The sequence below is a fragment of the Clostridium phoceensis genome, assembly GCF_001244495.1.
Classification (GTDB): Bacteria; Bacillota; Clostridia; order Oscillospirales; family Oscillospiraceae; genus Lawsonibacter; species Lawsonibacter asaccharolyticus.
The window spans coordinates 1,216,656-1,236,443 of record NZ_LN866274.1; the positions used below are offsets into that span (position 1 = coordinate 1,216,656).

General features: G+C 61.8%; 20 protein-coding genes. 5 read left to right on the top strand and 15 right to left on the bottom strand.

The window, feature by feature from the left end:
- Position 1 precedes the first annotated feature (1 nt).
- The 4 genes from BN1969_RS06700 to BN1969_RS06715 form a co-directional block, all read right to left on the bottom strand.
- Positions 2-862 carry an ABC transporter permease gene (locus tag BN1969_RS06700; RefSeq protein ID WP_077138715.1) on the bottom strand — a complete coding sequence of 287 codons (861 nt, stop codon included), beginning with the start codon at positions 860-862 and terminating at the stop codon, positions 2-4.
- A 13-nt stretch (positions 863-875) separates the two neighbouring features.
- Entirely contained in the window at positions 876-1,796 is a 921-nt protein-coding gene (locus BN1969_RS06705; RefSeq protein ID WP_050623597.1) for an ABC transporter permease, read from the bottom strand.
- Between the two features lie 134 nt (positions 1,797-1,930).
- Complete coding sequence (locus BN1969_RS06710; RefSeq protein ID WP_050623598.1) at positions 1,931-3,484, bottom strand: ABC transporter substrate-binding protein; 1,554 nt, start codon at positions 3,482-3,484, stop codon at positions 1,931-1,933.
- Between the two features lie 78 nt (positions 3,485-3,562).
- Positions 3,563-4,423 (bottom strand): MurR/RpiR family transcriptional regulator, encoded by an 861-nt coding sequence (locus BN1969_RS06715; protein WP_050623599.1) that lies wholly within the window; start codon positions 4,421-4,423, stop codon positions 3,563-3,565.
- Between the two features lie 191 nt (positions 4,424-4,614).
- On the opposite strand from BN1969_RS06715, the gene BN1969_RS17860 reads away from it, so the two are divergent.
- Positions 4,615-4,860, top strand: a complete 246-nt coding sequence (locus BN1969_RS17860; protein WP_147577019.1) for a hypothetical protein — start codon at positions 4,615-4,617, stop codon at positions 4,858-4,860.
- Between the two features lie 144 nt (positions 4,861-5,004).
- Here the strand turns inward: BN1969_RS17860 and BN1969_RS06720 are convergent, their stop codons facing one another.
- The gene (locus tag BN1969_RS06720; RefSeq protein ID WP_050623600.1) at positions 5,005-6,264 is read right to left on the bottom strand and encodes a chloride channel protein; all 1,260 of its coding nucleotides are present in this window, start codon (positions 6,262-6,264) and stop codon (positions 5,005-5,007) included.
- 232 nt (positions 6,265-6,496) lie between these two features.
- Here BN1969_RS06720 and BN1969_RS06725 point away from each other — a divergent pair, with 232 nt between their 5' ends.
- Positions 6,497-7,360 (top strand): DUF2238 domain-containing protein, encoded by an 864-nt coding sequence (locus BN1969_RS06725; protein WP_050623601.1) that lies wholly within the window; start codon positions 6,497-6,499, stop codon positions 7,358-7,360.
- 51 nt (positions 7,361-7,411) lie between these two features.
- Complete coding sequence (locus tag BN1969_RS17015; RefSeq protein WP_077138716.1) at positions 7,412-7,579, top strand: DUF1540 domain-containing protein; 168 nt, start codon at positions 7,412-7,414, stop codon at positions 7,577-7,579.
- A gap of 69 nt (positions 7,580-7,648) precedes the next feature.
- Here BN1969_RS17015 and BN1969_RS06730 read toward each other — a convergent pair whose 3' ends face one another.
- The 7 genes from BN1969_RS06730 to BN1969_RS06760 all read right to left on the bottom strand — a co-directional run bounded on the left by BN1969_RS06730 (position 7,649) and on the right by BN1969_RS06760 (position 15,824).
- Entirely contained in the window at positions 7,649-8,233 is a 585-nt protein-coding gene (locus BN1969_RS06730) for an Rnf-Nqr domain containing protein (RefSeq protein ID WP_050623602.1), read from the bottom strand.
- A gap of 23 nt (positions 8,234-8,256) precedes the next feature.
- The gene (locus tag BN1969_RS17020; protein WP_077138717.1) at positions 8,257-9,900 is read right to left on the bottom strand and encodes an RnfABCDGE type electron transport complex subunit D; all 1,644 of its coding nucleotides are present in this window, start codon (positions 9,898-9,900) and stop codon (positions 8,257-8,259) included.
- Positions 9,893-11,230, bottom strand: a complete 1,338-nt coding sequence (gene rsxC / locus BN1969_RS06740) for an electron transport complex subunit RsxC (RefSeq protein ID WP_050623603.1) — start codon at positions 11,228-11,230, stop codon at positions 9,893-9,895. Before rsxC ends, BN1969_RS17020 begins: the two co-directional genes overlap by 8 nt.
- Positions 11,231-11,473: 243 nt before the next feature.
- On the bottom strand, positions 11,474-12,343 hold the full coding sequence (locus tag BN1969_RS06745; RefSeq protein ID WP_050623604.1) for a DUF975 family protein: 870 nt from the start codon (positions 12,341-12,343) through the stop codon (positions 11,474-11,476).
- A gap of 30 nt (positions 12,344-12,373) precedes the next feature.
- Positions 12,374-13,972, bottom strand: a complete 1,599-nt coding sequence (locus tag BN1969_RS06750) for an MBL fold metallo-hydrolase RNA specificity domain-containing protein (RefSeq protein ID WP_050623605.1) — start codon at positions 13,970-13,972, stop codon at positions 12,374-12,376.
- Between the two features lie 87 nt (positions 13,973-14,059).
- Positions 14,060-14,833 (bottom strand): Cof-type HAD-IIB family hydrolase, encoded by a 774-nt coding sequence (locus BN1969_RS06755; RefSeq protein WP_050623606.1) that lies wholly within the window; start codon positions 14,831-14,833, stop codon positions 14,060-14,062.
- A 91-nt stretch (positions 14,834-14,924) separates the two neighbouring features.
- Positions 14,925-15,824 carry a hemolysin family protein gene (locus BN1969_RS06760; RefSeq protein ID WP_050623607.1) on the bottom strand — a complete coding sequence of 300 codons (900 nt, stop codon included), beginning with the start codon at positions 15,822-15,824 and terminating at the stop codon, positions 14,925-14,927.
- Between the two features lie 186 nt (positions 15,825-16,010).
- Between BN1969_RS06760 and BN1969_RS06765 the strand changes: the two genes are divergently transcribed.
- Complete coding sequence (locus BN1969_RS06765) at positions 16,011-16,379, top strand: VOC family protein (protein WP_050623608.1); 369 nt, start codon at positions 16,011-16,013, stop codon at positions 16,377-16,379.
- Positions 16,380-17,423, top strand: a complete 1,044-nt coding sequence (locus BN1969_RS06770) for an acyltransferase family protein (RefSeq protein WP_050623609.1) — start codon at positions 16,380-16,382, stop codon at positions 17,421-17,423. It begins immediately after the preceding gene.
- 75 nt (positions 17,424-17,498) lie between these two features.
- Here the strand turns inward: BN1969_RS06770 and BN1969_RS06775 are convergent, their stop codons facing one another.
- Genes BN1969_RS06775 through thyA form a run of 3 tightly spaced genes read right to left on the bottom strand, consistent with a single transcriptional unit; the run spans position 17,499 to position 19,637 of the window.
- Positions 17,499-18,302 (bottom strand): toll/interleukin-1 receptor domain-containing protein, encoded by an 804-nt coding sequence (locus BN1969_RS06775; RefSeq protein ID WP_050623610.1) that lies wholly within the window; start codon positions 18,300-18,302, stop codon positions 17,499-17,501.
- A gap of 3 nt (positions 18,303-18,305) precedes the next feature.
- On the bottom strand, positions 18,306-18,791 hold the full coding sequence (locus BN1969_RS06780) for a dihydrofolate reductase (protein ID WP_050623611.1): 486 nt from the start codon (positions 18,789-18,791) through the stop codon (positions 18,306-18,308).
- 15 nt (positions 18,792-18,806) lie between these two features.
- Positions 18,807-19,637, bottom strand: a complete 831-nt coding sequence (thyA, locus tag BN1969_RS06785) for a thymidylate synthase (RefSeq protein WP_050623612.1) — start codon at positions 19,635-19,637, stop codon at positions 18,807-18,809.
- Between the last annotated feature and the right edge of the window lie 151 nt (positions 19,638-19,788).

Genomic DNA, 19,788 nt, shown 5'->3' on the forward strand with positions numbered 1-19,788 from the left:
CTTATACATCCAGTTTGGGATCCAGGTAATCCCGCAGCCAGTCGCCCAGCAGATTGACGCCCAGCACGGTCAGCGTGATGCACAGACCGGGGAAGATACACTGCCAGGGGTCGGTGAGAATGTTGTCACGGGCTTCGCTGAGCATCCGCCCCCAGGTGGGGATGGTGATAGGGACACCGTAGCCCAGGAAGCTGAGGGAGGCCTCGATCAGTACGATCTTGGCCATCTCCAGGGTGGCGATAACGATGACAGGGCTGATGATATTGGGCAGGATATGTTTGAAAATGATGCGGGCATCGGTGCCGCCGGCAGCGCGTATGGCCTCAATATACTCCATCTCCTTGATGCCCAGGATCTCGCCGCGGACCAGGCGGGCGTATCGCACCCAGCTGGTGATGCCGGCGATCAAAATGACATTGCCCAGGCTGGAGCCCAGCACTGCCGCGATAAACAGGGCCAGCAGCGTGAAGGGGAAGCAGAGCTGGATGTCCACCAGGCGCATGATGACCGCGTCCACCCATTTGCCGTAGTAGCCGGCCAGGCTGCCCAGGACCACGCCCACGATGCCGCCTACCACGGTGCCGGCCAGAGCTACGATCAGGGTGACGCGGGCGCCGTACAGCAGACGGGAGAGAATGTCGCGGCCCAGCTGGTCAGTACCCAGCAGATGGCCGGCCACAGGGTCAGCGCCCCAGATGGGGTCCTTCAGCTTGATCATGACGTCCTGAGCCAGCGGGTCATAAGGCGCCAGGAGCGGGGCAAAGATGGCACAGATGATGATGAGAAGCACCAGGATCAGCCCAAACATGCCGGTCTTGCTGTTCTTCAGGCTGGACCAGGCGCTTTTAAATCCTTTTTTCACTGATCCTACCTCCTCATTGCAGCCGGACGCGGGGATTGATCACGCAATACAGCACGTCCACGATGAAGTTGATCACCACGAAGATCACCGCCATCAGAAAGACGATGCACTCCACCACCGCAAAGTCGCTGGTGGTGATGCTCTGGATGACCAGACGTCCCACGCCCGGCCAGGCGAAGACCTGCTCGGTGATGACCGAGCCGCCCAGCAGAGAGGCGAACTGCATGCCCAGGATGGTGATGATGGAGCTCATCGCGTTTTTCAGAGCATGCTTGCCGATGATCTTGCTTTTGGGAAGACCCTTGGCCTTTGCCACATCGATATACTCCTTGCCCAGCACCTCGATGAGGTTGCTGCGCAGGAGCCGGCAGATGGTGGCCGCTGAGAAGACCCCCAGCGTGAAGGCGGGCAGGATCAGGGAACGCAGGCCATCCTCTGCGCCGCCAGTGGGCATCCAGCCCAGCTTGACAGCAAAGAGCATGATGAGCATGATGCCCAGCCAGAAGGCGGGCATGCATTGGCCCAGCAGGGCCAGCACCCGGATCACGGCATCGGAGACGCTGTTGCGCTTCACAGCCGCCACAATGCCTGCCGGGATGCCCAGTACCACGGAGATGAGCAGGGCCGCACAGGCCAGCGTCAGGGTGGCAGGCGCCCGCTCCAGCACCACGGACATGGCCGGTTCATTGTAGTAGTAGGAGGTGCCGAAATCCCCCACCAGCGCCCCCTTCAGAAAGCGGACATATTGGACGGGCAGGGGGTCATTGAAGCCCATCTCTTCACTGAGGATCTCCATTTCCTCTTTGGAGGTGGTGGGGGAGACCATCAGCTCCACCGGGTTCCCGGTGAGGTGCAGGATAAAAAATACGACTACGGTAATGCCCAAGATTGCGATGATGGACTGCCCGAGCCGCTTGAGTAAGTATTTCCCCATGCTTTTCAACCTTTCATAGCGAGCCAGGATAGTGAGAAACGGCGCACCCGTTCCAGATCACGGGTGCGCCGCCTGTTTCTCTGCCATTGAAATACCGCACCAGCTGCGGATATTCAGTTAAGGGAGCAAATCGCTCAGCCGGCCACGGAGACGCCGTCCATGAGGACGACTTCGTCGGTGCGGGCAGTCCAATTCTGGACCTTCTTGGAGTTGTAGGCATACAGGGTGTCCTGCTGATACAGCCACAGGGCGGGGGCCTCGTCCACCATCATCTGCTGCATCTGGCTGTAAAGCGCCACGCGCTTCTCAGCGTCCATCTCAGAGGCGGCCTGGGAGGCCAGATCCATAAACTCGGGGGAGACCCAGGTGCAGTACCGGGCACCCTCAGTAAAGCCAATGGAGGCGATCAGGTTGATATCGCAGTAGGGGCCGCCCAGACCCTGGAGGAACAGGGGGGCCACAGTGCCCGCGCCGATCTCGTCCCGCTGCGTGGCGGAGTCCTCCTGCTTGATGGTGACGTTGATGCCGATCTGAGCCAGCTGGGAGGCGATGGCCTGGACCACGTCGGTGCTGTTGAGCAGGCCGGGAGAGACGGAGCACTCGATGTCAAAGCCGTCGGCATAGCCGGCGTCGGCCATCAGCTGCTTGGCCTTCTCCACATCGTAGGTGTAGCCCTGCACATTGGGATCATAGCCCTCGTACTCGGGGGTGGAGATGGAGGCGACCTTGACGGCGTAGCCGTCCAGCACGCCAGCGATCAGCGCGTCCCGGTCCACCGCATAGTTGATGGCCTGACGCACCCGCACATCGTCCAGGGGGGTGGGGCCGCCTACCAGGTTGAACTGCAGCCAGACCACACGGGTGGAGGGCTGGCCCACCACAGAGATGCCGTCAAGGCTCTCCAGATACTCGGCCTGGGTGGTGGGGATATTGCAGATGATGTCCACCTCGCCGGCCTGAAGAGCGGCTACCCGGTCGGCGGCCTCGGGGATGACCCGGAAGACCAGCTGATCGATCTGGGGCACCTCGCCATAGTAGTCGGGATTCTTCTCCAGCACCACCTTCTGGTCCTTCTCCCAGGAGACGAACTTGAAGGGGCCGGAGCCGATGGGGGCGGCGGCAAAGCCCTCGTCTCCCACTTCCTCCACATAGGCACTGGGGACGATCTTGATATAGTTCAAGCGCAGGGGGAGAGAGGGGAAAGCGTAGTCAGTAATGATGTTGAACTCGAAGTCGCCCAGTACCTCCACCTGCATGAAGGAGAAATCGCCGGACAGAGCGTAGTGCTTCTCCGAGTCACGCAGGCTGTTGATGGTGTAGGCCACATCGTCAGCAGTCATCTGGGTGCCGTTGGTAAAGTACACGTCCTGCCGCAGAGTGAAGTGCCAGGTAGTGTCATCCACCTGCTCATAGCTCTCAGCAGCGTCGCACACGATCTGCCCCTGGGGGTCCGTCTTGACCAGGGTGCTGTAAAGGGAGGCCAGAATGCTGGCGGTGATGGTGGAGTTGCCGTTTCTGGGGTCCAGGCCGGTGATGTCGCTGGTGCTGGCCCATGTCACCGTCTTAACAGTTTCCCCGCTGCTTTGCGCGGGCTGGCTGGTGCTGTTGGAGCCGGTTTCAGTGCCGCAGCCGCTGAACAGCCCCATACAGAGCGCCAGTGCAAGGGCAAGAGAGAGTGCTTTTTTCATGTTGGCGTTCCTCCTTTTTTAGTGGGGTAAGCATATTCAGACCACCCTCGGTGCGAGGGGAGATCCCATAAGAGAAGATCAGCGCTTGTTCCGCTCGAAGTAAGGGTTCAAAAGATCCAGGCGCTTGGTGGCGGTCTCGTCCATCTGGTCTGCGACCAGAGACACAAGAAGCTCCAGAAGAAAGGTGGCGGATACATTGGAGTTGAAAAAGCTGACGCTGTATATGTCCGCCAACAGCAGCACATCAGTAAAATCGGAGAAGGGAGTGGAGGGCTTATCAGTGAGCAGGATGATTTTCGCCCCGCGGCTGTGGGCAAGATCGATCCAGCGCCGGACTTCCTCACCATAGGGATTGAAATTGATGACGAACAGGCAGTCCTCTGGGGAGATGTCCAGCAGCTGTTCAAAGGTGACGCTCCCTGTGGCCGATACGACACCGGGGACAACCATGCGCATCAAAAAGCTGAATTTCTCAGCAATAGGTGCGGTGGGCCGGCGCCCGGCAATATATTTGATGCGGCAGGAGCAAAGCAGATCCGCCGCCGCATGGATGGATTCTTCGGAGTTTTTTTCCAAAACGCTCTGTAGGTTCTTGTAGGTAAGGGTGGAAAACTGTGCTACGATATTCTCCTTGGCATCCAGGCTCTGATGGGTATGAAGACGCTCAATGGGAGGGAAGAAGCCACGCTGTGCATAATCCGCTTTCTGAGAGACAAAGGATTGTATCTCCTTCTGAAGGTCCAGAAAGGAGCGGTAGCCCAGCACTTTGCTGGTACGGGAGACCGTGGCGTCGCTGACGCCCAAGATGCGGGCCAGTTCACTGGTGGACACATAGCATACGGAGAGAAAATTGTTCAGGATGTATTCCGCCACCAAGGCTTCCTTTGCGGTAAGAGGAGTGGACTTGATCCGCTGGGAAAAGGCGGCGGGAAGCTCCATGTCGAAATACCATCCTTTTTTGCAGTTTCTTTGGTTAGACCTATGATAACATGAAATGTTGAAAAGTCAATACTTCAAATCGAAAATATCGAATACTCGATATTTTGACGATTGAGTAAACGGAGGGAACATCTGAACAAGGAAAGAGATGAAGGGGGTGGACAGCACAACAGGCAAGAGAATAGAGAAGGGTGCCGCAGAAATTGAATGTTTTGACCAAAAATAAACCCGGAAGAAAGGCGAAAAAAAGAAAAGAGAGGGAAAAGGTTATGCGTTCTTACATGGAAGGAAAAAAGTACAGAGAAAACAAAGGAGAAAGTGCAATAATGGAGAAAATGAAAAAATATATTAAATTTGCAAGGGGAAAAATATTTTTTTCATTTTATGAAGAAAAAACGGAGACGTCCCGGAAATTCTGCCGGGATGTCTCCGCTTGATAAAATAAGAGCTTGAATAGGACTGTTTTACAGTTCCGTCACATGGAGGTCGCTGAAGAAACTGCGGCCCATAGACAGAGCACCCAGGCCCACCATTCCGCTGCTGAGCGTGGAGCAGAAGAACGGCGCCGTGGACAGGGGGAACTACTCCGCCTTTCGGTCCACCCAGGTGGCCTTGAATTTGGAGTAGATGATCTTCTGCTCGCTGTAAAGGCCGTAGTACCCGGAGAGCATGTAGGAGATGGCACAGCACAGGGCGTAAAGAGGCAGGCCCCGGCTGGTAAATAGTTCATAGGCCAGGAGGATGGAGGTGATGGGGCAGTTGGTAGCGCCGCAGAATACCGCCGTCATCCCAAGCGCCCCGCCGAAGGACTGGGACAGGCCCAGCAGCGGTCCGACCACCGTGCCAAAGGCGGCACCAGTGAAGAGCACTGGCACGATCTCGCCGCCGCGGAAGCCGGCCCCCAGAGTGAGGGCGGTAAAGACCAGCTTGAGCAGGAACGCCTCCGAGATGGTCTCGCCCGCCAGCATCCGGCGGATGACAGCATCCCCAGCGCCGTTGTAGGTCTGTTCCCCCACCAGCAGGGTCAGCAGCAGCACCAGGGCGCCGCCAACAGCCGCCCGGACCAGGGGATTGGGGAAGTATTTGGCATAGAGCTTGGGGGCCGCATGCATCACTTTGCAGAACAGGATGGAGAGCAGAGCGCACAGCACCCCCATCACGCACACCTGGGCCATGGACCAGGGACCCAGGACAGCCACATTTCCGATGAGATAGCCTGTTCCTATATGAAGGCCGAAGAAGCGGGCCAGCTGGACCGAGACCAAAGAGGAGACGACACAGGGGACGATGGCGGCGTAGTACATCACTCCCACGCTCACCACCTCCATGGCGAAGATGGCGGCGGTGATGGGGGTGCCGAACAGCCCGGAGAAGGCGGCGGACATGCCGCACATGACCATGATCCTGCGGTCCTTCTCATCCAGGTGGATCTTTCTGCCCACCCAGGCCCCGATGGAGCCCCCCAGCTGGAGGGCGGCCCCCTCCCGGCCAGCCGACCCGCCTACCAGGTGGGTCAGGATGGTGGACAGGAAGATGAGGGGGGCGGTGCGCAGACGGATGGGCTCGGCCTCCCGGACCGCCGTCAGCACCAGATTGGTGCCCCGGTCCCGCTCCATCCCGCTCCAGCGGTAGAGCAGGACGATGACCACGCCTCCCAGGGGAAGGAAAAGAATGACCCAGGGCTGGTGCGCCCGGAACTGAGCCGCCCAGTCGATTCCGTAATGAAACGCCACCGCAACAGCGCCCACGATGAGCCCGATGTTGCAGGCGTACAGGACCCATTTGAGAAAGGTCAGCGCCTCGTCGATGTGGCCCCGTATCCGGGGGGAAAATGCGGGCATGGAATCTGCCTCCCCTCAGACCGGCCCTGGGGGCCGGCTCTGATCATTCTGCCTCTATCATACCATAAGATAGCAGGATTGCCACCCTTTTTTCATGATTCTGACTTTCGCTCTCTGTTCCGGGAGACCAAGACAGAGAGGGACGGCCACCGGGCGCCGCCCCGGTTTCCTTGACTTTTGTTCCGGAAACCGCTATACTATAACAATATATAATATAAAAGGGGAGATATAGATGCGGCCAAAAGATCCCGGCAAAACTGCCCGGATGCGGCGTGAGCTGCGGGAAGAGCTGAAGGGGAAAAAAACGGTGGTCACCATCTACATCATTCTTCGAGTCCTGGTCATCCTGACCATGGTGGCCCAATTTCTCAACGGGAACTTTGAAAACGTGTTCCTGTGCATCCTGACGCTGGTACTGTTCACCCTGCCCACCGTCATCGAGCGGCGGGTCCGCATCGATCTGCCCGACACGCTGGAGATCATCATCCTGCTCTTCATCTTCTCTGCGGAGATCCTGGGAGAGATCCAGGCTTACTACACCTATTTCCATGGCTGGGACACCATGCTCCATACGCTCAACGGCTTCCTCTGCGCGGCCATCGGCTTCTCACTGGTGGACCTGTTCAACCGCAACGAGCGGTTTTCCCTGTCCCTCTCCCCGGTGTTCATGGCCATCGTGGCCTTCTGCTTCTCCATGACCATCGGTGTTTTGTGGGAATTTTTTGAGTGTATCATGGACAGCTTTTTCCTGCTGGACATGCAGAAGGACACCATTGTCCACGACATTAGCACCGTCATGCTGGACCCCACCGGCGGCAACAAGATCACCGCCATCCGGGGCATCACAGACGTGATTGTGGTGGCAGGCGGGAAGGAGATCCCTCTGGGGCTGGGCGGCTATCTGGACATAGGCCTGCTGGATACCATGAAGGATCTGTTCGTCAATTTCATCGGCGCCTTTGTATTCTCCATCATTGGGTATTTTTATGTGAAAAACCGTGGCCGGGGCAGGTTTGCCCGCCGTTTCATCCCCAAGGTGCTGCCTGAAGAGCCGGTGCAGGCCGATGAAGAAGATTCCGGCCCGGACCACACATAAAACTGCCGCGGCAGCTTATACTAGGACCGTCCACAAAAGGAGGTCTTTCAGATGGATAACAAAAAGAGCTGCAATTCCAATATTCAGTGCACTGTCAACAGCTGCGCCTATCACAATCCCCAGAACTACTGCTCCCTGAGCCAGATCAAGGTGGGCTGCACCGACGCCTCCCCCTGCAATTGTCGGGAGACCGAGTGTGCCTCCTTTGAGCTGAAATAAGGGAGAAGCAAAAGACCGGCCCCGGACATCATCAGATGTCCGGGGCCGGTCTTTTGCTTGCCTTACGGATCAGGACAGGTGCAGCCCGTAGAAGCCAACCAGGGCCAGGGCCATCAGGCCGGCAGTTACCATCTCGATGGCCGGGCCGCGGAAGGGCCGGGGGCAGCTGGTGAGGCTGATCTCCTCCCGCAGGCCGGCGTAGCTCATCAGGACCACCAGGACGCCCAGGCCGCCGCACAGGGCGAAGGTGAGGGCCTGGGACAGAGTGTAGCTGCGCTGGGCGGCCAGATAGGCCGCACCCAGCACCGCACAGTTGGTGGATACCGAGGCCAGGTCGGCGTCGATTCGATGGGAGAGCTCCGGCCAGAGACGGGCTGCCTTTCGCAGCAGGAAGACAGTGAGGAGGGCAATGAGGGAGAAGACCAGGGTGCGCAGATACACCCACCCAAAATGCCGGAGCACCAGAAAGTCCGCACACCAGGTAAAAAATACGGTGACCACCATGGCCAGGGTCAGGCTCAGGCCGGTGCGGCGGGCAGCTGTGGTGCTGTGGAAGGCCTCCACCCGGGTGCCGATGCCCAGGCAGTTGACCAGGATGAAATTTTCAGACAGCAGGGCGGCCAGTGCCACCCCTGCCAGTTGTACGGAATCCATCCGATCCGCTCCTTTCTTTCCCGCTACACGTCGCTGTCCACATATTGGACGGAGCCGTCGGTCTCCAGGTTGGCCACGATGGCCAGAGCCTGGTTGACCCCGGCCGTGATGGCTTCAGAGGTCGCGGTGGCCCCGGTCACCACATCCACCGAGTTGGCACCAGAGGTCCGGATGGTGCCTGACATGCCCACATACTTTCGCAGCTGGGCATTCTCCATGGCCATGGTCCCCATCCCTGTGGACTCACTGTGGTCCGTCACCGCCACACCGGTGACCTGGCCGTTCAGGTCCACGCCCACCACCATGGTGATGGGGCCGCTGAAGCCATGGGTCTGGACCTCCACACAGTACCCCAGCAGCTCATTTTCCCGGTACCCTGCCGTGATGCTCAGGGCATTTGGGGCGCGGTAAGGGGTCTCAGTGCTGATCTCAGCCCCCGGCATCACCTGGGCCAGCAGGGCCTCCTCCGCCCGCAGCTCAGAGCGCTGGGTGTCCAGGCTGGTGAGCCAGTAGGTGGAGTAGATCCCCAGACCGGTGACCATCACCACCGCCAGCAGGATGCCGGCGGCCTTGGCCTGGGGCCGGAGCTGGTCCAGATAGCGCTCGCCGGGCATGGTCCCCCAGGACAGGGAGGAGGGGCGGCCCGGATTGACAAATTTGATCTCAGACAGGCTCTCCCCTGCGGCGCGGAGCCCCTCCCGCACGGCGGTGAAGCGCTCCACCCCGAACCGGCGGGGCATCCCCGCCCGGTCCATGAGCCACACCAGGCAGTTCATGGTCAGGATAGCCCAGCCCACCCCGTCGGGGTAGGAGCCATAGTACCGGAGCAGTACGGTGAGGAGGCCGCAGCCCACCCCGTATAGTACCTGTCCCCGGGGGGTGACAGGGGAGGTGGTGTAGTCGGTCGCCATAAAGAAAGCCCCAAGCACAAGCCCGCCGCTGCACAGCTGGGCCGTCATCCACTCCAGGGAGGTGCCATCCCGGGGGAAGAGGAAGGTGAGGACGGCCACGGTCCCCAGAAAGGCCGCCGGGATGCGTGGGGAGATGACCCTGCGCATGATCAGGTACAGGCCGCCCAGCAGCAGCATAAAGATAGATACCTCCCCGATGGATCCGCCGTGCTGGCCCAGCAGCATCTGCCCCATGTCCAGCTCGGGCAGTCTGCCGCTGTGCAGGGCGGCCATGGGGGTGGGGGAGGTGACGGCGTCCATCTCACCCCAAACGGGGAGATAGTCCAGCGCGTCCACCCAGGTGGTCATCAAGAAGGGGAAGGTGGACAGCAGCATCCGCCCAGCCAGAGCCGGGTTCATGAAGTTTTTGCCCAGCCCGCCGTAGAACTGTTTCACCACCACGATGGCAAAGACACCCCCCAGCAGGGGGACCCAGTAGGGGGAGGCCGCCGGCAGACACATGGCCAGCAGCAGGCCGGTGACACAGGCAGAGCAATCCCGCAGGGTGTTGGACTGGTGGGTCAGCCGCCGGTAGAGATACTCCGACAGGACGCAGGCGCCCACCGAGATCAGGGTGAGAGCCAGCACTCTGGGACCGAAGAGATAGACGGACATGCCCAGGGCGGGGATCAGGGCCACGATCACATCCAGCATGATGGAGGTAGTGCTGGTGGCCTGTGCCAGCTGAGGCGGGACAGAGGTGCGGAGATCAGCCATGGAGGTCCCCCCCTTTCTCCAGTTCCCGCACCTGACCAGCCGCCTGGCGCACCAGGTCGGCCAGAGGGATATGGGCCGGACAGATATAGGTGCAGCATCCGCAGTCCATGCAGTCCTGCGGATGGAGGGAGCGCAGGCGCTCCGCCGCGTTTTCCTTCAGGGCCCGGACCACAAAGATGGGGGAGAGGTGCATGGGGCAGACGGAGACGCATTGCCCACACCGAATACAGACGGTGGGAGCCTGTTCCCGGGGCTGCTCCCAGGGGGCCAGACACAGAAGGCCGTTGGTGTTGGGCAGTACCGGGGCCTCCAGGCTCTTCTGGGGCACCCCTGTCATGGGGCCGCCCACCAGGATCAGGCCCGGCTCCTCCCGGAAGCCGCCGGCGGAGGAGACCAGCTCCTTCAGCGGCGTGCCCAGGGGGACCCACAGGTTGCGGGGCCGGGCTACCGCGCCCCCCGTCACCGTCACGGCCCGGTGGGTCAGGGGGAGGCCTTTGTTCAGTGCCTCGCCCACCGCAAAGGCTGCCGAGACGTTGAAGACCACACAGCGTACGTCCTCCGCCCGACCTCCCGGCGGGACCTCCCGGTGGGTGACCGACTGGACGATCTGTTTCTCCGCCCCCATGGGGTAGCGGGTGCGGATGGTCTTCAGCTCCACCCGGCTCCGCTTGCGGCTGATGCGGCGCTCCAGCGCCTCCACGGCGGTGAGCATGTCGCTCTCCGCCGCCAGCACCACCCGGTCCACACCCAGCACCTTGGCAAGAGCGCGGGTCCCCTTCAGAATGGGCTCCCCCCGCTCCTGGAGCAGGCGCAGGTCGGCAGTGATATAGGGCTCACACTCAGCGGCGTTGACGATCAGGGTGTCCACCCGGCCCCGGGCCCGGAGGATCTTCACCTGGGCGGGGAGGGGATCACTGCCCATATCCACGATGCCGGCGGCTTCTATCCGGACCATCAGCTCCTCCTGGGACGCCTGGCTGAGCTTGATGCCCTCAGGCCGCTCTGGCCAGGGCGTATTGTCCCCATCGTTGGCGATGACGATGGCGGGGGCGCGGCCGCCCCAGGGGTGGGGCAGCTCCCGGATGGCCTCCACCCGTCCGGAGACGCTGGCGTGGAGCACCGCCCCGTCCTCGCCCTCCGGACGGGCGATAGGCTGTCCCGCATACACCCGTTCCCCAGCTTTGACCAGGGGGAGGGAGGAGGGACCGCCGTGAAAAGCCAGAGGCAGGGCCACCTGGGCCGGGGGGTGCTCCAGCAGCATCAGCGGCTTGCGCCGGGTATTTTCTTTTCGGGAAGCGGGGTGTATCCCGCCGAACATGGAACTGGCCATGGATTACCTCCCTGCACAGGGGCGCGGCCCTCTGTGCCGATGGATGGGCGCCCGAGGGCGCGTACATAGTGACAATATCATACTCGTGTCCCGGGAAAATGTCCAGTAGATCCGGGAAAATTCACATTTTGCTCAAAAAATGACGAACCGTGCCTGCGGTTTTGTCGAAAGAGAGCGGCGCCCGGCCAGGCGCCGCTCTCATATCCATTTATCGGCTGCGCTGTGCCCACATTCCGGCGGACATCAGCTCTGCGCCTCCGTCTCCGGGGCGGCCGGCCGTCCCTCCAGGATGGAGCGGTAAAACAGGGCCTCCGCCGCCGTGCGGTAGGGGGTCAGCCACAGGGTGAGGGGCAGATTGATCAGGAGGGCCAGACCAGCGGCCGGGATGAGACTGGACAGGACGGAGTAGAACTGCGCGACCGAGTTGACCTGGGCCAGGATACCGGTGAGGAAGGGCAGATAGGCCAGCAGGGTGAGCAGGACGCCCAGCAGTTCCCAGCCCAGGAAGGAAACATACAGCTTGAACAGCTCCCACTTGCGCCCCCGCATCATCTCCACGCTGCGGCGGACCGCAGCCCCCGCGCCGTCGTCCGGGTAGTCGGCCAGCAGGTAGGGGGCCATGGCATAGCGGAGCATGATGGCAAAGACTGCCGCATAGATTCCTGCCATTACCAGCAGTTGCAGAAACAGGGAATCAAGGACAAAAAAAGCCAGGATGGTGGTCACAAAGATCAGAAGCAGGGACCACAGGAAGGTGAACAGCAGGATCAGCAGGTTCATGGCAATGACCCGCCCCGCGATGCCGAAACCCTCCAGCAGCGTCCCATACCCCGCCTGCTGGCTGCGGGTGACGCGGAGGGCCCACAGGTGATAGCCAAAGTCCATCACCCACAGATAAAGGGTCAGCAGGATGGAGATAAACAAGCTGAGCCATCCCACAGTTCCGCCCCAAAGCAGGTCCGCAGGCTGGAAGGTGGGGGCGAGCCAGCCTACCACAGTGCTCAATCCTTCGGTCAGCAGCAGATACACCAGGGTGACCAGCCAGAACACGGGGGCCGCCGCGCGGATGGCCTGCTTGGCCTGCGCCTTCAGGCCTTTTCGGTCGATCTTCATATACGCTCCTCTCTCCTGCCCGGGGGCAGATCAAGCATCCCATTTCTCCATGATGGCCTTCAGCTGGTCGGCCAGCCGTCCCAGGTCCTTGTTGGCCCGGCCGCGGCTGCGGCCCACCATATCCTGGAGCTGTTTGGTCACGTCCACCAGGCGGACATAGGCCGCCGAAGGGGCGGAGGCGCCGCCTGTGGTCCGCTTGCTCTCCAGCACCACGCCCTTGGCCAGCATCCGGTCCGCAGCCAGGTCGTAGACCTCCTGGTACAGAGGTGCGTGGGCGGGGATGCCCCGCTGGTTCAGGTCCTCAGCAAACAGCTCGGTGACCGGCGCGTCTCCGTGGACCACAAAGACCTGCCGGGGCGCCGGCGCGATGCGGCCCACCCACTCCAGCAGGTGATCCCGGTCCGCGTGGGAGCTGAGCCCCTTGAAGTTGACGATACGGGCCCGGACGGCGATCTCCTCGCCGAACAGCTTCACCGTCTTGGCGCCCTCCAGCAGGCGGCGGCCCAGGGAGCCCTCCGCCTGATAGCCCACGAAGACCACCGCGCACTCCGGCCGCCACAGGTTATGCTTCAGGTGGTGACGGATGCGGCCGGCGTCGCACATGCCGGAGGCGGAGATGATGATCTTGGGGGACGGGTCCATATTCAGTGCCTTGGACTCCTCCGTGGACTGGGTCAGGGTCAGGCCGGGGAAGGTGAACAGGTCATCTCCCCCCTGGAGCACCGCAATGGCCTCCTCGTCCAGATAGCCGTGGAGGTCGCCGGAGTACACCCGGGTGGCCTCCGCAGCCAGCGGGCTGTCCACACACACGGTGAAGTTGGGGGCGCTCTTCACCAGCCCACGGTCCTTGATCTCCCGGAGGAAGTAGAGCAGTTCCTGGGTGCGGCCCACCGCGAAGGAGGGGATCACGATGTTCCCACCCTTGGCGAACACCTCGTCGATGAGCTGGGCCAGAGACTCGGTGTAGCTCTCCGGCGGCTCATGGTTCCGGTCGCCATAGGTGGACTCCATGACCACATAGTCCGCATCCTCCACAAAGGAAGGGTCGCGGATAATGGGCTGGTCGATGTTGCCCAGGTCGCCGGAGAAGACGATCTTCCGCTCCACATCCCCCTCGGTGAGCCACAGCTCCACCTCAGAGGAGCCCAGCAGGTGGCCCGCATCGGTGAAGCGGACCCGGACCCCCTCGCACAGATCCAGCACCTGGCCGTACTCCACGGGATAGAGCTGCTGGAGGGCGGCCTCCGCATCAGCCACAGTGTAGAGAGGCTCCACTGCGTCACGGCCGGCCCGCTTGCCCTTCTGGTTCTGCCACTGGGCGTCGCTCTCCTGGATATGGGCCGAGTCCCGCAGCATGATGGACAGGAGCTGGGCGGTGAGACGGGTGGTGATGATCTGCCCCTGGAACCCCTCCTTGACCAGCAGTGGCAGCCGGCCGGAGTGGTCGATGTGGGCGTGGGTGACCAGGCAGTAATCGATCTGGCCGGGGGCGAAGTCCAGGGCGTTGTCGTCATGCTCGTCCCGGCCCTGCTGCAAGCCGCAGTCGATGAGGATCTTCCTGCCGTTGGCTTCCAGACAGTGGCAGCTCCCCGTGACAGCGTGGGCCGCGCCGAAGAAACTCAGCTTCATACCAGTGTCCTCCTTTTTATATGCCGATTTTTCAGTTTTATTGTACACCTTTTTTGTCGAAAGTTCCAGTACAATCTCTCACCGCCCTCAAATCAGGCCGAAATGGACCAGCGCCTGGACCACGCCGTCCTCGTCTGCCGTTCCGGTGACCCAGTCCACCTGCCGCTTCATCTCCTCGTGGGCGCTCCCCATGGCCACCCCGATGCCCGCGTGGAGCAGCATGGACAGGTCGTTTTCCCCGTCTCCGAAAGCCATAGCGTCCTCCACCGGGATGCGGAAGTAGTCCAGAAGCGCGTCCATCCCCCGGTCCTTGCCCCCGCTGGGCGGGATCACGTCCAGGAAATTGGGGTGCCACCGGGTAGTCTTCAGGTGAGGGGCCCGGTCCAGCAGCAGATGCTCCCGCTCCCGGGTCAGGAAGGTCACCGCCTGATAGACCTCCCGGCCCCGGGCGTAGTCCGCAGGGCGCTGGAGCGGCATAGGGATGGACAGATCCCGGATGAACTGCCGGGTCATCTCGTTGATGCAGTTGATATAGATCTCCTCTCCCTCCAGGAAGATGCAGGAGAAGGCGTCGGTCCGGGCGGCGGCCACCAGCTCCTCCACCGCCTCAGGGGGCATGGGAGTGCTCCGCAGCACCTGTCCCTGGGCCGTGCAGTACTGGCCGCTGAGGGTCACATAGCCGTCGAAGTCAAAGACCTGTCGCACCGGATCGAGCATGGCGAGGTGCCGCCCAGTGGACAGGAACAGCTTGATCCCCCGCTCCCGCAGGGCCTGGAGGGCCTGGCGGACGGCTGGGGAGATCTGATGGGTCTTGAAGCTGACCAGCGTGCCGTCTACATCGAAAAAGATCGCCTTTGTCATGGGTGAAGTTCCTTTCTCTCTGATCTGCCCGCCCGGGGCGGAAAAAACAGGACCGCCGCAGGCAAGGCCGCGGCAGTCCTGAAGCGCGTCTCTATTCGCAGGCGGCAGCAGCGGGCGCCTGCTTTTCCACCAGGGCCCACTCCACCCGGCGGTCGCACAGCTCCTCCACCCGGATGCGCAGGCCCAGGGCCTCCACCACGGGGCGGCTCCCGTCCTCCGGGATGACCGCCAGCTGGGCAAAGACCAGCCCGCCCAGGGTGTCATAGTCCCGGTCCTCGTCCTCGGGCAGCTGGAAGTCCATGGCCTCGGCCAGCTCCTCCAGGTCAGCGGAGCCGGAGACCCGCCACAGGTTCTCCTCCAGCTGGATGATCTCCTGCTCGGCCTGGGGGTCAAACTCGTCATAGATGTTGCCCACCAGCTCCTCTAGCAGGTCCTCCAGGGTCACCAGTCCGCTGGTCCCGCCATACTCATCCACCACCACGGCCATGTGGATCTTTTTGCTCTGCATGTCACGGAAGAGCACGTCAGCCCGCACCGTCTCCGGCACGAAGTAGGCCGGGCGCAGCAGCGCCCGCAGCTCCTGGGGACGTTCCACATGGAAGTTGAGCAGATACTGGCGGGTGGAGAGGATGCCCACGATGTCGTCCACGTTTCCCTGATAGACCGGGAAGCGGGACAGACCGGACTCCCGAATGGCGGAGAGAATGGTCTCCTCATCGTCATCCAGGGAGAGGGTCACCATGTCGGTGCGGTGGATCATCACATCCTCCGCTGTGGTGTTGTTGAACTCGAAGACGTTCTCGATCAGTTCCTTCTCGTTGCGCTCGATGGCGCCGGACTCCTCGCCCTCCTCCACCATGGCCATGATCTCGTCCTCCGAGACCTCCTCCCCCCTGCGAAGCAGCCTCAGCAGAGGGCGGTAGAACAGCAGGATCAGGTTGCCGGCCAGGCTGACAAAAAACAGGATGGGCCATATATGGTCCGATGACACGGAAATTCCTCCTTAATACCCGGGGAATAAAATATAAAATATCATACCACGATTTGCCCCGCCCCGCAAGGGGACAAAACAGAGGTCTTGCCTGTCTTTGGACACTTTTCCGTTGAAAAATCGGCTTGTGCCCGATATAATGATAAAAAGACACCGGTCGTCCCGACCGGAAAGGAGCGAATGAACATGATCAAATTCAACCACTTCAATTTCAACGTCCTGGATCTGGACAAGAGCCTGGCCTTCTACAAGGAGGCACTGGGCCTGGAGCCGGTGCGGGAGAAGGAGGCCTCCGACGGCTCGTTCAAATTGGTCTACCTGGGGGACGGCCTGACGGAGTTCCAGCTGGAGCTGACCTGGCTGAAGGACCGGGACAAGCCCTACGACCTGGGAGAGTGCGAGTTCCACCTGGCTTTCGTCACCGACCAGTACGACGACTTTTATGCTAAGCACAAGGAGATGGGCTGCGTCTGCTTTGAAAACCCGGGCATGGGCATCTACTTCATTGCCGACCCGGACGGCTATTGGATCGAGATCGTGCCGGAGAAGAAATAAATGGCCCGGGGAGAGCGAAACGCCGGCTGGTCCGGCTTTTTCCTGACCTTCACCGTCTTTGCCGCCATCCTGCTGCTCCTGGCCCGAGAGGGCCAGGGGGAGGCGGTCTCCGCCGGGGCGCGGCAGGTGCTCGTCATCTACGAGGGACTCACCTGCTGGGCGGTGCCGGCCCTGTTCATGGCCTGGGGGATGGCTGCCCTGGAGGAGGGAAAGCCATCCCTCACCGGGGCGCTGGCGGGGCTGGTCCTGCCGGCCTTCTGCCTGCTGCTCTTCTGGGGTGCGGCGTACGCCCTGGCGGCCCACCTGCTGGGCGGCGGGGCGGTGAGCTGGTCCGGCATCCTGGGTGCCCTGCGGTCCGCCGCCCTGGGGGATGTCTATTTCCACCTGCGGGTCCTCTACCCGCTGCTCGGCCTGTATCTGGTACACCCGGTGCTGCGCCGGTTCACCGCCGCGGCCAGCCGGGGGGAGGTGCTGTATTTTCTCCTCCTGTGCTTCCTCTTTGCCAGCTTGCTGCCGGCCTGGACGGCCTTCCACCCGGAGGGGGTGGTGGGTGCCCTGCTGGAGAGGCTCCAGGTCCATCTGGTGCTGGGGTATGCGGGCTATTATGTGGCGGGGTGGTATCTGCGCCACTATACCATCGGGCGGGTGCCGGAGTTCCTGCTCTACCTGCTGGGCATCCTGGGGCTGGTCCTGACTCTGGGTGGCGACGCGCTGCTGGGCGGCGGGCGGGAGCTGTGGTACAGCGACACCGCCCCTGGGGTGGCCCTGACGGCGGCGGCGCTGTGCGCTCTGTTCCGCTATGTGCTGGGGATCAGTGAGGAGCGGTCCCGCCGCCGGGCGGTCCATGCCCTGGGCAGCTATGTCTTCGGCGCCTATCTGATCCACCAGCTGTGGATGCTGCTTTTCCGGTGGCTGGGGCTGACGGTCACCGCCTTGGAGCCGGTGTTCTTTGTTCCCCTGCTGGCCCTGGTGCTGCTGGCCCTGTCCCTGCCCATGGCCTGGCTCCTGCGGCTGATCCCAGGGGCCGGAAAATGGCTGACCTGAGACGACAAAAGGGGGCCGGCGCATGGCGCGCCGGCCCCCTTTTCAAATGGAGTGGTTCTAAATTTTTCAAGTCACTCAGTTGGGCCGGAGAGCGGAGGCGATCTGCTGGGCGACCTGATAAATGGTCCGTTCTTCCCGCATGAGACACTTGATGTCCTGGAGAAAGAGCGGCAGGCGGGAGATCTGGATGCCCCGGTCCAGAACGGAGATGACCCGGACGTCCTCTTCGATCAGCTTCTTGATGAAGGCCCGCATCTCAAATTTACACCAGCGGGAATCCAGAAAGTGCTCTGTGATCCAGAAGAGCACGATGCTGGACTGCTGGATGCCCTCCTGGACCTTGTCGGTGATGGAATCGCCAAGGGCAATGCTGTATTTGTCGAACCAGACGGGCAGATCCATCCCATTGAGCAGCGGGATGATCTCTTCGATCTCCGGCTTATCCAGAGAGGAGTGGCTGAGAAAGACCATCTGTTCCCGGCCAAAGGGAGTCATACGGTAGCCTTTCTCCTCCAGGACCCGGATCTCCGGGAAGAAAAAGAGGTGCTCCATGATGGTGGGAACACTGTCCTCATCCAGCAGAGAGGCAGAGTTGAAGCGCCGGTCTGCCATGGCCCGCATGATATTCCGCGCGGTCAGGTCCTTCCGCTGCCGCAGTCCAGCGTCCTCCAGAAGACGGAACATCCGGTCCAGATGCTCCTCCTTGGGGCGGTCGTAGCTCACTGCGATGAAAAATTCCAGATTGTAAGGGTTGTTGTTGACGAACAGGGAGAGCATCTGGAGCGAGGAGGCGTCCTGTTCCCGCAGCAGCTGCTGGAACACCGGGATCAGGTGGGAACGGCGGCCGTACTCCCCCTCCCAGATATAGTCACGGTCCATGGGTTATGCCTCCTGCCTGCGCCGGTAGGTCACATACCGGAAGCGTACTCCGTTCTCCTCCAGGAGTTCTGACTCCTCCACCGACTCCCAGCGAGGGTCGGCATCCAGGTCCGGGAAGTACCGGTCTGCGGGGTACTGGGCCAGGATCTTAGTGACATAGGCGGTGCCGCACCGGTCCAAAAGGGCGCGGTAGACGGACTCCCCGCCGATGACAAAGGCATCTGCCGGAGCGGCGGCGAGGAGGGCGTCCATGGAGGGATAGACCTCACCGCCCTCCGGGGCGAAGTCCGGCGTGGTGGACAGGATCAGGTTGCGCCGTCCCTTCAGGGGGCGTCCGCCGGGAAAGGTAGAGAGGGTCCTGCGGCCCAGAATGACCGCGTGGCCCAGGGTCAGGGCCTTGAAGCGCTTCAGGTCCTGGGAGAGATAGAGAAGCTGCTCTCCGTCCTTCCCGATGGCCCAGTTCTGGTCCACTGCTACAATGAGATCCATACTGTGCGCCTCCTCTTAGACCGCCACCGGGATCGTTCCCGGCACAGGGTGGGCCTGATACCCCTCCAGGCGCACGCTGTCCGGGGTGAAGGCGTAGAAATCGGTGACAGCGGGGTCCAGGGAGAATCGGGGGGCGTCATAGGGCTGGCGAGTGATGATCTCCCGCACCGCGTCCACGTGGCGGTCGTAGATATGGGCGTCGGCGATGACGTGGACCAGTTCGCCGGCCTCCAGCCCGGAGACCTGGGCGACCATGTGGAGCAGAACGGCGTACTGCATCACGTTCCAGCCGTTGGCGGTGAGCATGTCCTGGCTGCGCTGGTTCAAAATGCCGTTCAGGGTGTTCCCGCTGACGTTGAAGGTCATGGAATAGGCACAGGGGTAGAGGGCCATCTCGCTCAGGTCGTGGTGGTTGTAGAGGCTGGTGAGGATGCGGCGGGAGCCGGGGTCGTGCTTCAGGTCCCACAGCACCTTGTCTACCTGGTCCATGTCCCCCTGGGGGTAGTGGTGTTTCACCCCCAGCTGGTAGCCGTAGGCCTTGCCGATGGAGCCGGACTCGTCCGCCCAGGCGTCCCAGATGCGGCTGTTCAGGTCGTGGACGTTGTTGGACTTCTTCTGCCAGATCCACAGAAGCTCGTCCACCGCGGACTTCAAAAACTGCCTGCGGACGGTGAGAATGGGGAATTCTCTGCGCAGGTCATACCGGTTGACCACCCCAAAGAGCTTAATGGTATGGGCGGGAGTCCCGTCCTCCCAGCGGGGACGGACCTCCCGGTCGGTGTCCCACACTCCCCGGGAAAGAATGTCCTGACAGTTTTGAATAAAGACCTGATCGGCGTAGCTCATGGCGGCCCCTCCTGATATTGGTTTGAAGGTATCATATCAGAAGCGGGGGGAAAAAGCAATAAGGCGGGGGAGCGGGCCCCCGCCGCGGCCCCCCCGCCCGGTCCGGGAGCCGGGCCCCCAGGGGGCAGGCCCCCCCCCCCCCCCCCGGCGC

What these genes read in the sequence shown, in the direction of transcription:
- BN1969_RS06705 (WP_050623597.1), bottom strand. Translation starts at nt 1,796, where the DNA reads ATGGGGAAATACTTACTCAAGCGGCTCGGGCAGTCCATCATCGCAATC.
- BN1969_RS06710 (WP_050623598.1), bottom strand. Translation starts at nt 3,484, where the DNA reads ATGAAAAAAGCACTCTCTCTTGCCCTTGCACTGGCGCTCTGTATGGGG.
- BN1969_RS06715 (WP_050623599.1), bottom strand. Translation starts at nt 4,423, where the DNA reads ATGGAGCTTCCCGCCGCCTTTTCCCAGCGGATCAAGTCCACTCCTCTT.
- BN1969_RS06720 (WP_050623600.1), bottom strand. Translation starts at nt 6,264, where the DNA reads ATGCCCGCATTTTCCCCCCGGATACGGGGCCACATCGACGAGGCGCTG.
- BN1969_RS06725 (WP_050623601.1), top strand. Translation starts at nt 6,497, where the DNA reads ATGCGGCCAAAAGATCCCGGCAAAACTGCCCGGATGCGGCGTGAGCTG.
- BN1969_RS17015 (WP_077138716.1), top strand. Translation starts at nt 7,412, where the DNA reads ATGGATAACAAAAAGAGCTGCAATTCCAATATTCAGTGCACTGTCAAC.
- BN1969_RS06730 (WP_050623602.1), bottom strand. Translation starts at nt 8,233, where the DNA reads ATGGATTCCGTACAACTGGCAGGGGTGGCACTGGCCGCCCTGCTGTCT.
- BN1969_RS17020 (WP_077138717.1), bottom strand. Translation starts at nt 9,900, where the DNA reads ATGGCTGATCTCCGCACCTCTGTCCCGCCTCAGCTGGCACAGGCCACC.
- rsxC (WP_050623603.1), bottom strand. Translation starts at nt 11,230, where the DNA reads ATGGCCAGTTCCATGTTCGGCGGGATACACCCCGCTTCCCGAAAAGAA.
- BN1969_RS06745 (WP_050623604.1), bottom strand. Translation starts at nt 12,343, where the DNA reads ATGAAGATCGACCGAAAAGGCCTGAAGGCGCAGGCCAAGCAGGCCATC.
- BN1969_RS06750 (WP_050623605.1), bottom strand. Translation starts at nt 13,972, where the DNA reads ATGAAGCTGAGTTTCTTCGGCGCGGCCCACGCTGTCACGGGGAGCTGC.
- BN1969_RS06755 (WP_050623606.1), bottom strand. Translation starts at nt 14,833, where the DNA reads ATGACAAAGGCGATCTTTTTCGATGTAGACGGCACGCTGGTCAGCTTC.
- BN1969_RS06765 (WP_050623608.1), top strand. Translation starts at nt 16,011, where the DNA reads ATGATCAAATTCAACCACTTCAATTTCAACGTCCTGGATCTGGACAAG.
- BN1969_RS06770 (WP_050623609.1), top strand. Translation starts at nt 16,380, where the DNA reads ATGGCCCGGGGAGAGCGAAACGCCGGCTGGTCCGGCTTTTTCCTGACC.
- BN1969_RS06775 (WP_050623610.1), bottom strand. Translation starts at nt 18,302, where the DNA reads ATGGACCGTGACTATATCTGGGAGGGGGAGTACGGCCGCCGTTCCCAC.
- BN1969_RS06780 (WP_050623611.1), bottom strand. Translation starts at nt 18,791, where the DNA reads ATGGATCTCATTGTAGCAGTGGACCAGAACTGGGCCATCGGGAAGGAC.
- thyA (WP_050623612.1), bottom strand. Translation starts at nt 19,637, where the DNA reads ATGAGCTACGCCGATCAGGTCTTTATTCAAAACTGTCAGGACATTCTT.